The following is a 14,570-nucleotide window of genomic DNA, read 5'->3' as shown; positions in this document are numbered from 1 at the left end:
AGCGATCAAGACCCTACGTCCGGGCCTTGATATCGCCCACCGCTACAACGTAAGGAAGGGGATTGGTGCGCCACGAGGCGCTGTGTGACCGAGCGGAGGTGTAAGACCTGCGCCGTTGTGCTGTCGCAGCAGCATAGCGAAGCTGGGGCAGCCGGAGTCGGGAGACGCCGGTGAGGGTGGCAAGCAGCCCCGACAACGACTGGACAGGCCAGTACTACCGGATGGTCTGGGTCCGGCAAGCATGAGGAGAAGGTGTACGCGAAGAACCAGTGTTCTAACGCCTCTCAAGTCTCCCGCCAGCTCTAACCCGGTGAATTCGGGCTGGTCTGCGATGCGCACCAACACCCTCATTTTGGTGTTGGGAACTCCGGGGTCGGTTTAGGTCGTCGGCTCCGGAGGCCACGGTGAATGCCTGCGGCGTAGCCGTGGCGATATCGCAGGGGCATAGCTGGGCACCTCACTCCTCGAGCGGTTCGCAGTGAACGTGGGAACCACGGCGAGGCTCCCGAGCATCGGCCTCTTCCAGGGGTCTGTGGTTGGCACTGACCGTCGGGCCTCACAAGGAGAGCGATCCTGCCCTCCCTCGTGACCGGGCAGCGCGGCGTTCGTCCTCGGTTGTTCCCCCCCAGATCCCGTACGGCTCACGGGTTCGCAGTGCATGGCGCAGGCACTGCGCCTGCACGGGGCAGGTGCGGCAGACTTCCTTCGCGGCGGCGATCCGGTCGTCGCGGGCGTCGCCGCGTTCGTTGTCGGGGTGGAAGAACAGGGCGGCATCGCGGTCCCGGCATGCAGCCTCGAGCTGCCAGTCCCACGACTCGGCCACCGCCGGAGGCAGGGTGAGCAGTTTCAGCGCGGGCACCGTCGATGTCCCTTCGCCAGGTCCGCGATGGTGCGGACGAGGGTGTCGGTGGAGGTGTCGCCGGTGGAGGTGTCGCCGGTGTCGGGGTCCGCCGCACCGGTCAGGGCGGGGGCCAGTTGCAGGGCCTGGGTCTTGCCGAGTTCGACGCCCCACTGGTCGAACGAGTCGATACCCCAGATCACCCCCTGGACGAACACCTGATGCTCGTACAGGGCGATCAACTGGCCCAGCGTCGCCGGCGTCAGCGCCGGGGCGAGCAGGGTGGTCGAGGGCCGGTTGCCGGGCATCACCTTGTGCGCCACCAACCCCGGGTCGGTGCCGTCGGCGGCGACCTCGGCCGCGGTCTTGCCGAACGCGAGCACCTTCGCCTGGGCGAGCATGTTCGCCAGCAGCACCTGCTGCATGCTGCCGGTCCCGTCCCGGGTGGGCAGATCCTCGAGCGCGGTGGCGAACCCGACGAAATCGGCCGGGATCAGCCGGGTGCCCTGGTGCAGCAACTGGAAGAACGCGTGCTGACCGTTCGTGCCCGGCTCGCCCCAGAAGATCTCCCCGGTGTCGTGGTCGACGGGACTGCCGTCGCGCCGCACCGACTTGCCGTTCGACTCCATGGTCAGCTGCTGCAGATACGCCGGCAGCCGGGCCAGGTCCTGACTGTAGGGCAGCACCGCCCGCGTCTGCGCCCCCAGCACCGACGCGTACCACACCCCCAGCAGCCCCAGCAGCACCGGCGCGTTCGCCTCGAGCGGCGCGGTGCGGAAGTGCTCGTCGACGGTGTGCATCCCGGCGAGAAACTCGGCGAACCGCACCGGGCCGATCGCGCACATCACCGACAGGCCGATCGCCGAACCCACCGAGTACCGCCCGCCCACCCAGTCCCAGAACCCGAACATGTTCGCCGGGTCGATACCGAACTCGGCGACCTTGGTCGCGTTGGTCGACACCGCCACGAAGTGCGCCGCGACGGCGTCCTCGCCGAGCGCGGCGACCAGCCAACGCCGCGCGGCGGTGGCGTTGGTGAGGGTTTCGATGGTGGTGAACGTCTTCGAGGCCACCACGAACAGCGTCCGGGCCGGATCCAGGCCGGACAGCTGCGCGGTCAGATCCGCCGGATCGATGTTGGCGACGAACCGGGCGTCCGGGCCGTCGGCGTAGTGCCGCAACGCCCGCGCCACCATCGCCGGGCCCAGATCCGAGCCGCCGATCCCGATGTTGATCACCGTGGTGATCGTTTCCCCGGTGGCGCCGCGCCAGGTGCCGCAGCGGACCTGCTCGGCGAAGCCGGCCATCGCGTCGAGCACGGCGTGCACGTCGGCGACCACGTCGGTGCCGTCCACGGTCAGCGTCGCCGACCGTGGCAGCCGCAGCGCGGTGTGCAGCACCGCCCGGTCCTCGGTGCTGTTGATGCGCTCCCCGGCGAGCATCGCATCGCGGCGGGATTCGAGCTCACACGCCCGGGCCAGCTCCAGCAGCAACCCGACCGTGGTGTCGGTGATCCGATGCTTGCTGAAATCGATGTACCACTCGCCGGCGGTCACCGACAACCGCTGCGCCCGCCCCGGATCCGCCGCGAACAACCCCCGCAGATCCACCGCCTCGAGCTCCGAACGGTGCTGGGACAGCTGCTGCCACGGTGCGGTTCGAGTCACGTCGCTCATGAATTCAGAGCCTAGTGCGGGGCCGTAGTTACCGGCGGGTTCGGAATCCGCTCGGGTCGTGGAGCGCATGATGTGGGACATGGACACCGAAGAACTGATCCGGACCGTACCGACAGAACTGTTCCTCGGCGGGGAGTGGGTGGCCGCAGAGAACGGCGCCACCTTCCCCGTCCACGATCCCGCCACCGGCGACACGCTCACCGAGGTCGCCGACGCGAGTCCGGCCGACGCCGTCCGCGCCCTCGACGCCGCGGTGGCCGTCCAGCACGAGTGGGCCGCGACCCCGCCGCGCGAACGTGGCGAACTGCTGCGTTCGGTGTTCGCGAGGATCACCGAACGTGCCGAGGATTTCGCGCTCCTGATGACCCTGGAGATGGGCAAGGCCCTGCCGGAGAGCCGGGCCGAGGCCAAGTACGGTGCCGAGTTCTTCCGCTGGTTCGCCGAGGAGGCGGTGCGTATCGCGGGCCGCTACACCCACGCGCCCGCGGGCAACGGACGGATCCTGGTGACGAAGCAGCCGGTGGGACCCTGCCTGGCGATCACGCCGTGGAACTTCCCGCTCGCGATGGGCACCCGGAAGATCGGGCCCGCCCTCGCTGCGGGGTGCACGATCCTGATGAAGCCCGCGTCGGAGACCCCGCTGACGATGCTGCTGCTCGCCCAGCTGTTCGCCGAGGCCGGCCTGCCGAAGGGGGTGCTGTCCGTGCTGCCGACGTCGCGCGCCGGGGCGGTCACCGGTCCGCTGATCGACGATCCCCGCCTACGCAAGCTGACCTTCACCGGTTCCACCGCCGTCGGCCGGGCCCTGTCCGAGCGGGCCGGGAAGGCGATGCTGCGCACGTCGATGGAGCTGGGCGGCAACGCGCCGTTCCTGGTGTTCGACGACGCCGACCTCGATGCCGCGGTCGAGGGAGCGCTGGCCGCGAAGCTGCGCAACGGCGGCGAGGCGTGCACGGCCGCGAACCGCTTCCACGTCGCCAACTCGGTGCGCGAGGAGTTCGTGAAGAAACTGACCGAGCGGATGGCGCAGTACCGGCTCGGGCGGGGCACCGATCCCGGCACCACACTCGGGCCGCTGATCAACGCCGGCCAGCGGGAGACCGTCGGCGCCCTGGTGCAGGACGCGGTGGGGGCCGGGGCGAGCCTCCGGCTCGGCGGGTCCGTCCCCGACGGCCCGGGGTGGTACTACCCGGCGACCGTGCTCGACGGGGTGACGTCCGAGGCCCGGATCCTGCGGGAGGAGGTGTTCGGTCCCGTCGCCGCCGTGGCCGGATTCGACACCGAGCAGGAGGCGATCGATGCGGCCAACGCCACCGAATACGGACTGGCCGCGTACATCTACACGCAGAGCCTGGACCGGGCCCTGCGGGTGTCCGAGGCCGTCGAGTCCGGCATGGTGGGCGTCAACCGGGGCGTGATCTCCGACGTGGCGGCGCCGTTCGGCGGCGTCAAGGCCTCCGGGCTGGGCCGCGAGGGCGGCAGTGAAGGCATCGAGGAGTACCTCGAGACGAAGTACATCGCGCTGCAGTGACCTGCGCGACGGTTACGCCCCCGAGCGTCGTCGCCGACGGGCCCGGGGGCGTAACCGAGGGCCTCAGTGACCGAGACGGCCGCGGCCTCAGTGACCGAGACGGCCGCGGCCTCAGTGACCGAGACGGCCGCGGCCGAGCCGCAGCAGCAGCATGGCCAGGGTGTGACCCTCCTGGCCCAGCTCGCTGAAGCGCTCGAGAACCTTCATCTCGCGGCTGTGCACCAGGCGGGTACCGCCGGAGGCCATGCGGGTCTGGCCGATGATGCGCGAGACCTCGGTGCGGCGTTTGACCGCCGCCAGGATCTCGGTGTCGAGCCGGTCGATCTCTTTGCGGAGCTCGTCGATCTCCGCCTCCGTGGTGGGCAGGGCAGCGTCGGATGCGCTGGCTCCGGAACCGGCGGCCTCGGTGTTGGTGCTCATGTCGTCTCCTCGCGTCAGCTCTGGGATCGCTTCGGATACTGCGGGCGTTACCGGTCCTGCCGTCGGCTCGGGACTTCGGTGGTGCAGCAGCCGAAGCCTCGGGGTGTGGTCAGGCCTCGGTCATCGGCTCTCGCACCGATGGAAGTGTCGCCGGTAGCGGCGACGTGGAGCACATGACATGACGTTCAGTTTGCCACCCGCCTCCGAACCGGCCAAGTAAGGCATACCTGCCGAATCGACCCGGCCCGGCCGGCACGGCTGTCGGCGATCGCCGGTAGTTTGGTACCACGATGAACACACCCGTTGCCTCCGGCCGCCCCGTCCCCGCGTCGAACTCGGGGGTGCGGGCGATGACTACCGACGCACTGCTCGAGGGACTCAATCCCCAGCAACGGGAGGCCGTGACCCACACGGGGTCGCCGCTGCTCATCGTCGCGGGTGCCGGCTCCGGCAAGACGGCGGTGCTGACCCGGCGCATCGCGTACCTGCTGGGTGAGCGTGGGGTGGCGCCGGGACAGATCCTGGCGATCACGTTCACCAACAAGGCGGCCGCCGAGATGCGCGAGCGCGTCGCCCACCTCGTCGGTCCGCGCGCGAACAACATGTGGGTGTCGACGTTCCATTCGAGTTGCGTGCGGATCCTGCGTGCGCAGTCGGCGCTGCTGTCGGGGATGAACTCGAACTTCACCATCTACGACGCGGACGACTCCCGGCGGCTGCTCACCATGATCGCCAAGGATCTCGACCTCGACGTCAAACGGTATTCCGCGCGGCTGCTGGCGACGCACATCTCCAATCTCAAGAACGAGCTGATCGGCCCCGAGGAGGCCGCGGCCGACGCGGACCGCGAGCCGGCGGAACTGCCGCGGATCGTCGCGCGGGTCTACGCGCACTACCAGCAGCGGCTGCGCGCGGCCAACGCCTTCGACTTCGACGACCTGATCGGCGAGACGGTGGCACTGTTGCAGGCGCATCCGCAGGTGGCGGAGTACTACCGCCGACGGTTCCGGCACGTTCTCGTCGACGAGTACCAGGACACCAACCACGCGCAGTACGTGCTCGTGCGCACGCTCGTGGGCGGTGCGGACGACGCGGTGACGGACGCCACGGTCGCGCCGGGGGAGCTGTGTGTCGTCGGCGATGCCGACCAGTCCATCTACGCGTTCCGCGGCGCGACGATCCGCAACATCGAGGAGTTCGAACGCGACTATCCCGACGCTCGCACGATACTGCTCGAGCAGAACTACCGTTCCACCCAGAACATCCTCTCGGCGGCCAACGCGGTGATCGCCCGCAACACCGGACGCCGGGAGAAGCGGTTGTGGACGGACTCCGGCGCGGGGGAACCGATCACCGGGTATGTCGCCGACAACGAGCACGACGAGGCGCAGTTCGTGGCCGCGGAGATCGACCGGCTCGTCGACGCCCGTGAGGCGAGGTTCGCCGACGTCGCGGTGTTCTACCGCACCAACAACTCCTCCCGCGCCCTCGAGGACGTGTTCATCCGGCACGGCGTGCCCTACCGGGTGGTCGGCGGCGTGCGCTTCTACGAGCGCAAGGAGGTTCGGGACCTCGTCGCGTACCTACGGGTGCTCGCCAACCCGGACGACACGGTCAGCCTGCGCCGCATCCTCAACACCCCCCGGCGCGGCATCGGCGACCGCGCGGAGGCCTGCGTGGCGGTGCACGCCGAACGCACGGCGGTCGGGTTCGGCCGGGCCCTGCGCGACGCCGCCGAGGGCACCGTGCCCCTGCTGAACACCCGCTCGCAGAAGGCCATCGCCGCGTTCGTCGACCTCATGGACGAGCTGCGGGGGATGCTCACCGAGACCGACGCCGACGGCAACGACCTCGTCGACATCGGCGACGTCGTCGAGGCGGTTCTCGACCGCACCGGCTACCGTGCCGAACTCGAGGCCAGCGACGACCCGCAGGACGGCACGCGGCTCGACAATCTCAACGAATTGGTGAGCGTGGCAAGGGAATTCAGTTCGGATGCCCGTAATGCCGCGGGTCTCGAGGAGGAACGGGAGGGTGCGGAGGGGGAGCCCGAGCCCGGTTCGCTCGCCGCGTTCCTCGAACGGGTGTCGCTGGTGGCCGATGCCGACCAGATCCCCGAGGAGGGCGACGGGGTCGTCACCTTGATGACGCTGCATACCGCCAAGGGTCTCGAGTTCCCGGTGGTGTTCGTGACCGGGTGGGAGGACGGGCAGTTCCCGCACATGCGAGCGCTCGGCGACCCGGCCGAGCTGTCGGAGGAGCGGCGCCTGGCCTACGTCGGGCTCACCCGCGCGCGGCAGCGCCTCTACCTGAGCCGGGCGGTGCTGCGCTCGGCCTGGGGGCAGCCGGTGACCAATCCGGAATCGCGTTTCCTGCAAGAGATTCCGCAGGAACTCGTGGAGTGGCGCCGGGAGGATCCGGGGGTGTCCGGTGGTCACGCCATCGGATCCGGCCGGGGCCGGGGCGGCTACGGCGGAATCGGCTCCGGCTTCGGGGGCGGCGCCTCCCGGTTCGGCGACGACCGGCAGTCGACGCCGAGTTTCGGGCCCGCTCGCTCGCGCAACAACCATCTCGTGCTCGCCGTCGGCGACCGGGTCAGCCACGACAAGTACGGCCTCGGCACGGTCCTCGAGACCCGCGGCTCCGGACCGACCGCGACGGTGGTCATCGACTTCGGCAGCGCCGGGAAGGTGCGGTTGATGCTCGTCGGCGGTGTGCCGATGGTCAAGCTCTGACCCGGGGTTCCCCGGCCGGACGCGAAACGGCCCCGCACCAGCCGGTGCGGGGCCCGTTTCGTGAGAAGCGCCGGAGGTCAGTCGTTCCGGATGCCGAGGGAGATGCCGCGGGTCGCGAGCCAGGGCAGGGGGTCGATCTTGTCGATGCCGTTGAGGTGTACCTCGAAGTGCAGGTGCGGGCCGGTGGACTGGCCGCGGTTGCCCATGGTGGCGATCTGGTCGCCGGCCATGACCTGCTGACCGACCGTCACCATGGACTGGTCGATGTGGCCGTAGACGGTGACGGTGCCGTCGGCGTGGCGCAGGCGCACCCACATGCCGAAGCCGGATGCCGGACCGGAGTCGATGACGGTGCCGTCGGCGACCGCGAGGATCGGGGTCCCGATGGGACCGGCGATGTCCACCCCGGCGTGGAGGGTGCCCCAGCGGGCACCGTAGCTGGAGGTGAAGACGCCGGCGGCCGGAAGGACGAACAGCGGGCGGCGGGCGGCGGCCTCGCGGGCGGCGCGCTCCTCGCTGAACCGCTGGCCCTTGGCGAGCAGGTTCGAGAACTGGGACAGGTCGTTCGGGTCCGCGATGTTGAGGACCTGCGGGGCCTGGGACGGGGCGGCGCCCTCGGACTCGGTCTCCGGGGCGAACTGCGCGGCCTGCGGCACCGCGGTGGCGGTGATGACGTGCGAGTCGGCGGTGTCCGCGGCGAGGGCGACCTCGGAATGCTCGGACTCCTGGGCGGGGCCGCTGGCGGCGGCGGCCTGGCCCGCGGCGACGACGGCGCCGGCGGCGACCGCGAGAACCGCGGCGCGGCCCTTGAGGGCGGCCGGGGGAGTGGGAACCCGGTGGGCGCCGCCGCGACGAGTGGGGGCGGCCAGATCGCCGTCGGGTGATCCGGGGGCGGTGAGCGGCTCGGCCGGCTCGGTGCCATAGAATTCGTACTGCTCGGTGGTGCTGGTGTTGCGGAAGTTCACAATGCTCGAGACGTCTAGATCGTCCGCCGGGCCCTCGTCGAGGTTGCGCTCGTGCGGCTGCCAGTGGCCCGGATAGAGGTGGTCGGTGGCCTCCGTGGACTCGAAGTCACCGAACCCGCTGCCGGGACGGCTGTCGGCGCGTGAAGTGCAAGTGTGCATCGACTGCCGTCCTCCGTTCGTGACCTGACCGTTATTCGGACCGAAGCGACGGTAACGAAACGATCGCAAGCGTGGCAACCCAAACGGGCTGAAAATCGGGCCTTGTGACCGGCATCACAGTTTGAGCTGGGCATATATGGAAACGTTCCTTCGGTTACGGCGCGATACCGAATATTCACGGTGTGTCACGCCGCGATGAATCGGAACGTCGCCGTAGCGTCGGGGCGTGCCGAGCCGCCCGCCCGTCCTCGTCGCCGCGTTCGTCCTGTCCGTGCTCGGCGCCATCGCCGTGGCGGCCGCGCCGTTCCTGCCGGTGGTCCGCGCCGACGCCGGGCCCGTCGGCGCCGCACTCGTCGCCGCGATGCTTGCCGCCGTCGCCGCCGCGCTCGCGGTTCCCGTCGGCGCGGTGAGTCTCGCCCGTCGGCCCGGTCCCCTCGCCGGAATCCGGGCCGGCGCGCTGCTGGCGGGGGCCGGGTTCGTCGCACTCGGCGCGGCCCTGCTCGACGTCGCGCTGTTCACCGACGCCCTCGACGCCGACCGGCTCGAGCTGTTCCGGCCCCTCACTGCCGCCGGCCTCACGGCGGGCCCGGGCGCCGGTGTCGTCCTCACCGGCCATCTCGCCGCGGTCGTCGCCGGAGTCCTCGGGGCCGTCGCGGTCCGGCGGCTCGGGGCCGACCCCGCACACGTCCCCGGCGAGGACGGCCCGGTGGGTGTGCGGGCCGGGGCTGCGGCGGCGACCGTCGTGGCGGTGGCGGCCCTGGTCGCGGCCGGCGCGCTCCTCGCTCCGCCCTTCGTCTCGGACGACCCGGTGCTGCTGGGCCCCGGCGTCCTCGACGCCACCGCGGCCACCGCGATCGGTTCCCTGGCCGCCGCGGTCGCGGTGGTGCTGGCGGCGACGTGGGCGCTGGTGACCGGTTCGCCGGCCGCGGCGACGGGCCTGGTGGCGGGGGCGGGGCTCGGTGCGCTCGGCATCCTGGGCCCGCGCCTGGCGGCGGGCCTCACCGGTGAGCGGCTCGAGCCGTCGCCCGGTGCCGCCGTCGGTGTGGTCGCCGCCGCCGTCCTCGTCGCGGCCGCGGTCGCACTGCCCCGGCTCGTCGCCCGGTCCGCCGGCACCGCGGGGCCGGCACCCAGGGCGGTCGCGTCCGGCCCGGCGATGCTGCGCCGGCACGTCACCGCGGGCGTCGCGGGGATCGCCACCGGCGTCGTCGCGACGGTCGGTTCGCTGCTGCCCACATTGTCGGTCCCGGCCGAGGTGCCGGCGCCCGACCTGCCGGCCACTCACCTGCTGCTCGCCACGGGCCTGCTCGTGTCGGCGCTGAGTGTGTGGCTGCTGCTCTCCGAATTCGCCGCCCCGCTGCGGCCCGTCGTCGCGGTGCCGCTCGTCGCGGTGGGCACCGCCGCCGGGGCGGTGCTGCAGTCCTGGGTGCTCGCCGCGGAGCTGCCCGGCGTCGGTGCCGGGCCGGGCGCGTGGCTGGCCGGCGCCGCGATCCTGGGGGCGGCGGTGACGGGGGTGCTCGTCGTCCTGGCCGGGGGCGCGGAACGCGACGGCATCGACACCTCCGTCGAACGGATCGCCGGGCCGGTCGTGCGCGCGGTGGGCGCGGCTGCGGCTCTCGTCGCCGGTGCCGGTGTGCTGCTGCCGGTGCAGCCCGGGGCCGGTTCGGTCCTGAGCTATCCGTGGGGTTACGACGTGTGGGGGCGGGTGCTGCTCGCCGTCGCGGTGGTCGCAGCGGTGCTGGTCGCAGTGCGGGCGCGGCCGGCCCGGGGCGCAGTGTTGCTGCTCGGCGCGGCGGCGTCGGTGGCCCTGTATGTGGCGTCGTGGTTGCTCGTGCGGACCCCGGAGCAGGAGCCGGTGAATGTCGTCCTCACACTGCCTGCCATCCTTGGGGTGGTGTTCCTCCTGGCTGCGGCGTGGCTCACAATCCGGGAGGAAAATCCGTGAGGTACCCCTCGGGCCCCTCGCTCCGGTGACATGCGACACATACCAGGAGTGCGGGCGTTTGGTGGGACTTCCGACTAGTTACAGTCCGAACGGACCCGCTCATACCCCTCGAGCGGGCGTCAACGCAGACGAGACGGTGAGCAGATGGATCTCTTCGAATACCAGGCGAAGGAACTCTTCGCCAAGCATGGTGTGCCGACGTCGCTGGGTCGTGTGACCGACACGGCCGACGATGCCAAGGCGATCGCCGAGGAAATCGGTAAGCCTGTGATGGTCAAGGCCCAGGTCAAGACCGGTGGTCGTGGCAAGGCCGGTGGCGTGAAGTACGCCGCCACCCCCGAGGATGCGAAGACCCACGCCGAGAACATCCTCGGCCTCGACATCAAGGGTCACATCGTCAAGAAGCTGCTGGTCGCCGAGGCCAGCGACATCGCCGAGGAGTACTACATCTCCTTCCTGCTCGACCGGGCCAACCGCACCTACCTGGCCATGTGCTCGGTCGAGGGCGGCATGGAGATCGAGGAGGTCGCGGCCACCAAGCCCGAGCGACTCGCCAAGGTTCCCGTGGACGCCGTCAAGGGCGTCGACCTCGCGTTCGCGCGCAGCATCGCCGAGCAGGGCCACCTGCCCGCCGAGGTGCTCGACGCCGCGGCCGTGACCATCCAGAAGCTGTGGGAGGTCTTCGTCGCCGAGGACGCCACCCTGGTCGAGGTCAACCCGCTCGTGCGCACCCCCGACGATCAGATCCTCGCCCTCGACGGCAAGGTCACCATCGACGAGAACGCGGGCTTCCGCCAGCCCGAGCACGCCGAGCTCGAGGACAAGGACTCCACCGACCCGCTCGAGGCCAAGGCCAAGGAGCACGACCTGAACTACGTCAAGCTCGACGGCCAGGTCGGCATCATCGGCAACGGCGCGGGACTGGTCATGTCGACCCTCGACGTCGTCGCGTACGCCGGTGAGAAGCACGGCGGCGTCAAGCCCGCCAACTTCCTCGACATCGGTGGCGGCGCGTCCGCCGAGGTCATGGCCGCCGGCCTGGACGTCATCCTGAACGACGCCCAGGTCGAGAGCGTGTTCGTCAACGTCTTCGGTGGCATCACCGCGTGCGACGCGGTCGCCAACGGCATCGTCAAGGCGCTGGAGATGCTCGGCGACGAGGCCAACAAGCCGCTGGTCGTCCGCCTGGACGGCAACAACGTCGAGGCGGGCCGCAAGATCCTGGCCGACGCCAACCACCCGCTGGTCACGCTGGTCGGAACCATGGACGAGGCCGCTGACAAGGCCGCCGAGCTGGCGCACGCCGCGAAGTAAGGACACACGGAGAACATGTCTATCTTCCTCAACAAGGACTCGAAGGTCATCGTCCAGGGCATCACCGGCGGCGAGGGCACCAAGCACACCGCCCTGATGCTCAAGGCCGGTACCCAGGTCGTCGGCGGCGTCAACGCCCGCAAGGCCGGCACCACGGTGTCCCACACCGCCGCCGACGGCTCTGCCGTCGAGCTGCCCGTCTTCGGTACCGTCGCCGAGGCGATGAAGGAGACCGGCGCGGACGTCTCGATCGCGTTCGTCCCCCCGAAGTTCGCCAAGGACGCCATCATCGAGGCCATCGACGCGGAGATCCCGCTGCTCGTGGTCATCACCGAGGGCATCCCGGTGCAGGACACCGCGTACGCGTGGGCCTACAACCTCGAAAAGGGCAACAAGACCCGGATCATCGGCCCCAACTGCCCCGGCATCATCACCCCGGGCGAGTCGCTGGTCGGCATCACCCCGGCCAACATCTCCGGCAAGGGCCCGGTCGGCCTCGTGTCCAAGTCCGGCACCCTGACCTACCAGATGATGTTCGAGCTGCGTGACTTCGGCTTCTCGACCGCCATCGGCATCGGCGGCGACCCGGTCATCGGTACCACCCACATCGACGCCATCGAGGCGTTCGAGAAGGATCCCGAGACCAAGCTCATCGTCATGATCGGCGAGATCGGCGGCGACGCCGAGGAGCGCGCGGCCGACTACATCAAGGCCAACGTGACCAAGCCGGTCGTCGGCTACGTCGCCGGGTTCACCGCTCCGGAGGGCAAGACCATGGGCCACGCCGGCGCCATCGTCTCCGGCTCCTCGGGCACCGCGCAGGCCAAGAAGGACGCCCTCGAGGCGGCCGGCGTGAAGGTCGGCAAGACGCCGTCCGAGACCGCCGCTCTCGCGCGCGAGCTTCTGCAGTCCCTGTAGGCGGCTTCGCCGCCGGTGCGTCCTTTGGGCGGTCCTGACCTCCCAAAGGACGCACCGGCAGCTCCGCTGCCTACCCGTCCACCCATTCGGTGCCGACGGGCTCGAGTTCGCCGGCACCGGCCGTCGCCGACGCCACCACGCTCCGCAACCCGGCCGCATCCCGGGCCGCGACCGTGAAGAGGACACGCTCCGTGTACGACACGTCGAGCACGCTCACCCCGCGGCCCCGTAGTTCCGACTCCACCCGGCCGGCGTCGCCGTGCCCCACCGCCAGGGTGAACACCTCCCGTCGCTCCCGCCGCACCAGCGTCGCCGCGTCGACCGCAACGGCCACCGCACCCGAGTACGCCCGGACCAGCCCCCCAGCGCCGAGCTTGATGCCGCCGAACCAGCGGGTGACCACCACCGCGACGTTCACCAGATCGCGATGGTGCAGCACCTGCAGCATCGGCACCCCGGCCGTGCCACCCGGTTCCCCGTCGTCGCTCGACCGCTCCGCCCGGTGCGCCGGTTCGTCGCCCACCACGAAGGCCCAGCAATGATGCCGCGCATCGGGATACAGCCTCCGCTGTTCCTCGACGAAGGCGAGTGCGGCGGTATCCGAGTCGACGCGACGCAGCACGGCGCGAAAGCGGGAATGCTTGATCTCCGTCTCGGCGACGACGTCCGCTCCGGGCTCGAGGGTGCTGGGCATGCGCACATTCTCGCCGGTGGGGATTCGCCGGATTCGCGGGACTCCTGCCGCCCACGGTGATCGTGCCTAGGCTGGTCGCAGAGCAGCCGACGACATCAGGAGGAGCGATGACCTACCCAGCAGGCTCGGGAACGGGCCGGTCCGACACCCCGTCAGGTCCCACGGGGTCGTCGACCGGGGGAGGATCCGGCCTCGCCTCCCGAGGCGTCTCCGACAAAGTGGTGCCGCTGCTCCTGCCGATCGCCGTCGCGGTGCTGGCGGTGCTGAACTTCCTGCTCGGCCTGGCCCCGTACGTGCGGATCTCCTTCGGCACCCAGGTTGCGCTGTCGTCGTTCGACTTCGGGTTCGCGGTCGTGCCGCTGGCCTTCCTGCTCTTCGGCGGCGCGGCCGCGGCGCTGTCGCTGCTACCGGGTCAGGACCTGCGCTCCGTCGCGGTGGCGGCCTCCGCGGTCGGCTTCGTGGTGTCGCTGTTCCAGCTCTTCCACCTGCCCGACGACACCGGCATCTCGTGGGGTGGGGTGTCGATCCTCGTCCTCGGCTTCCTGCAGACCGCGCTCGCGCTGATGGCGCTGCTCTTCGGGATCGGCATTCTGGTGCCCGGTCAGCGCCGCGCGCCCGCGCAGTCGTTCGGTGGCCAGGAAGGCGGCGGGCAGGGCTTGGGTCAGGGGTACAGCGGTCAGGGGTACGGCGGCCAGGGCTACGGCGGCCAGGGCTACGGAGCGCAGGGTACCGGCGCGGGGCAGGGCTATCCGTCCGGTCCGGGCTACGCTCCCGGCGCGGCGTCGAGCGGATACGGAACGCCGGGCTCCGGCTACCCCTCGGGGTCCTCGGCCTATCCCTCGGGGTCCTCGGCGCAGTACCCCGGCTACCAGCAGCCGCAGTACTCCACCGGGCAGTACCCGTCGGGGCAGTACCCGTCGGGGCAGTACCCATCGGGGCAGTACCCATCGGGGCAGTACCCGGGCACCCAGTACTCGGGCGCGCAGCCGCGCGAGCACTACCCCAGCCCGGACTACGGCGCCCAGACCGAGCACCTGAGCCAGCCGCTGCGCGTCGACCGGTCGCAATCCGAGGGGCAGCACCCCGGCCAGCAGGCCTACACCCCGACGGGAGCCCAGGCCCCGTACGGCGCCGGGTCGCCCGGTCCTTCGGGCCGGCCGGGAGAGCCCGCCGGTGGCGGCGCGGACGAGCCGACCGTGCTCGCCCCCCGGGCCGCCGATTCCGACCAAGATGTCGCGGGGCGCCCGTCGGAGGGCGACACCGAGCGGACGACGGACCCGGCGCCGACGCAGGCGTTCCGCCCCGGTGACGAGCCGCGGTGACGGCTCCGCACGTGCTGCGGCGCGCCTGACCGTCACGATCGTCGCCGGGTGACACT

Annotated in this window: 11 protein-coding genes; 6 read left to right on the top strand and 5 right to left on the bottom strand. The window is 70.9% G+C overall.

Annotated features, from left to right (window positions below; translation table 11 throughout):
- Nucleotides 1-556: 556 nt before the first annotated feature.
- Together G6038_RS06335 and pgi are read right to left on the bottom strand one after the other, a co-directional pair.
- Nucleotides 557-859, bottom strand: coding sequence for a WhiB family transcriptional regulator (locus G6038_RS06335; RefSeq protein ID WP_165036672.1), 303 nt, complete (start codon nucleotides 857-859; stop codon nucleotides 557-559).
- A complete protein-coding gene (gene pgi / locus G6038_RS06330) occupies nucleotides 847-2,514 on the bottom strand; it encodes a glucose-6-phosphate isomerase (protein ID WP_165036670.1) in 1,668 nt (555 codons plus the stop codon). Before pgi ends, G6038_RS06335 begins: the two co-directional genes overlap by 13 nt.
- A gap of 79 nt (nucleotides 2,515-2,593) precedes the next feature.
- On the opposite strand from pgi, the gene G6038_RS06325 reads away from it, so the two are divergent.
- Entirely contained in the window at nucleotides 2,594-4,045 is a 1,452-nt protein-coding gene (locus G6038_RS06325) for an NAD-dependent succinate-semialdehyde dehydrogenase (protein ID WP_165036668.1), read from the top strand.
- A gap of 111 nt (nucleotides 4,046-4,156) precedes the next feature.
- Here the strand turns inward: G6038_RS06325 and G6038_RS06320 are convergent, their stop codons facing one another.
- Nucleotides 4,157-4,465: a chorismate mutase gene (locus G6038_RS06320; protein WP_165036666.1), complete on the bottom strand. Its 309-nt coding sequence runs from the start codon at nucleotides 4,463-4,465 to the stop codon at nucleotides 4,157-4,159.
- Between the two features lie 350 nt (nucleotides 4,466-4,815).
- Here G6038_RS06320 and pcrA point away from each other — a divergent pair, with 350 nt between their 5' ends.
- Complete coding sequence (gene pcrA, locus G6038_RS06315) at nucleotides 4,816-7,200, top strand: DNA helicase PcrA (RefSeq protein WP_165036664.1); 2,385 nt, start codon at nucleotides 4,816-4,818, stop codon at nucleotides 7,198-7,200.
- Between the two features lie 77 nt (nucleotides 7,201-7,277).
- Here the strand turns inward: pcrA and G6038_RS06310 are convergent, their stop codons facing one another.
- The gene (locus tag G6038_RS06310; RefSeq protein ID WP_165036662.1) at nucleotides 7,278-8,324 is read right to left on the bottom strand and encodes a M23 family metallopeptidase; all 1,047 of its coding nucleotides are present in this window, start codon (nucleotides 8,322-8,324) and stop codon (nucleotides 7,278-7,280) included.
- A 226-nt stretch (nucleotides 8,325-8,550) separates the two neighbouring features.
- On the opposite strand from G6038_RS06310, the gene G6038_RS06305 reads away from it, so the two are divergent.
- From G6038_RS06305 to sucD, 3 genes are all read left to right on the top strand, one after another.
- Entirely contained in the window at nucleotides 8,551-10,266 is a 1,716-nt protein-coding gene (locus G6038_RS06305) for a hypothetical protein (RefSeq protein ID WP_165036660.1), read from the top strand.
- Nucleotides 10,267-10,410: 144 nt separating this feature from the next.
- Nucleotides 10,411-11,580, top strand: coding sequence for an ADP-forming succinate--CoA ligase subunit beta (gene sucC / locus G6038_RS06300; RefSeq protein ID WP_165036659.1), 1,170 nt, complete (start codon nucleotides 10,411-10,413; stop codon nucleotides 11,578-11,580).
- A gap of 15 nt (nucleotides 11,581-11,595) precedes the next feature.
- Entirely contained in the window at nucleotides 11,596-12,498 is a 903-nt protein-coding gene (gene sucD / locus G6038_RS06295) for a succinate--CoA ligase subunit alpha (RefSeq protein ID WP_165036658.1), read from the top strand.
- A 70-nt stretch (nucleotides 12,499-12,568) separates the two neighbouring features.
- Here the strand turns inward: sucD and G6038_RS06290 are convergent, their stop codons facing one another.
- Nucleotides 12,569-13,192 carry a YigZ family protein gene (locus G6038_RS06290; RefSeq protein ID WP_165036656.1) on the bottom strand — a complete coding sequence of 208 codons (624 nt, stop codon included), beginning with the start codon at nucleotides 13,190-13,192 and terminating at the stop codon, nucleotides 12,569-12,571.
- Between the two features lie 107 nt (nucleotides 13,193-13,299).
- Here G6038_RS06290 and G6038_RS06285 point away from each other — a divergent pair, with 107 nt between their 5' ends.
- Entirely contained in the window at nucleotides 13,300-14,514 is a 1,215-nt protein-coding gene (locus G6038_RS06285; protein ID WP_165036654.1) for a DUF5336 domain-containing protein, read from the top strand.
- Nucleotides 14,515-14,570 lie beyond the last annotated feature (56 nt).

Source organism: Rhodococcus sp. 14C212 (assembly GCF_011058195.1).
Taxonomy (GTDB): domain Bacteria; phylum Actinomycetota; class Actinomycetes; order Mycobacteriales; family Mycobacteriaceae; genus Rhodococcus; species Rhodococcus aetherivorans.
This window is presented reverse-complemented; position numbering and strand designations above follow the sequence as displayed.

What these genes read in the sequence shown, in the direction of transcription:
- G6038_RS06310 (WP_165036662.1), bottom strand. Translation starts at nt 8,324, where the DNA reads ATGCACACTTGCACTTCACGCGCCGACAGCCGTCCCGGCAGCGGGTTC.
- pgi (WP_165036670.1), bottom strand. Translation starts at nt 2,514, where the DNA reads ATGAGCGACGTGACTCGAACCGCACCGTGGCAGCAGCTGTCCCAGCAC.
- G6038_RS06290 (WP_165036656.1), bottom strand. Translation starts at nt 13,192, where the DNA reads ATGCCCAGCACCCTCGAGCCCGGAGCGGACGTCGTCGCCGAGACGGAG.
- G6038_RS06285 (WP_165036654.1), top strand. Translation starts at nt 13,300, where the DNA reads ATGACCTACCCAGCAGGCTCGGGAACGGGCCGGTCCGACACCCCGTCA.
- sucD (WP_165036658.1), top strand. Translation starts at nt 11,596, where the DNA reads ATGTCTATCTTCCTCAACAAGGACTCGAAGGTCATCGTCCAGGGCATC.
- sucC (WP_165036659.1), top strand. Translation starts at nt 10,411, where the DNA reads ATGGATCTCTTCGAATACCAGGCGAAGGAACTCTTCGCCAAGCATGGT.
- G6038_RS06325 (WP_165036668.1), top strand. Translation starts at nt 2,594, where the DNA reads ATGGACACCGAAGAACTGATCCGGACCGTACCGACAGAACTGTTCCTC.
- pcrA (WP_165036664.1), top strand. Translation starts at nt 4,816, where the DNA reads ATGACTACCGACGCACTGCTCGAGGGACTCAATCCCCAGCAACGGGAG.
- G6038_RS06320 (WP_165036666.1), bottom strand. Translation starts at nt 4,465, where the DNA reads ATGAGCACCAACACCGAGGCCGCCGGTTCCGGAGCCAGCGCATCCGAC.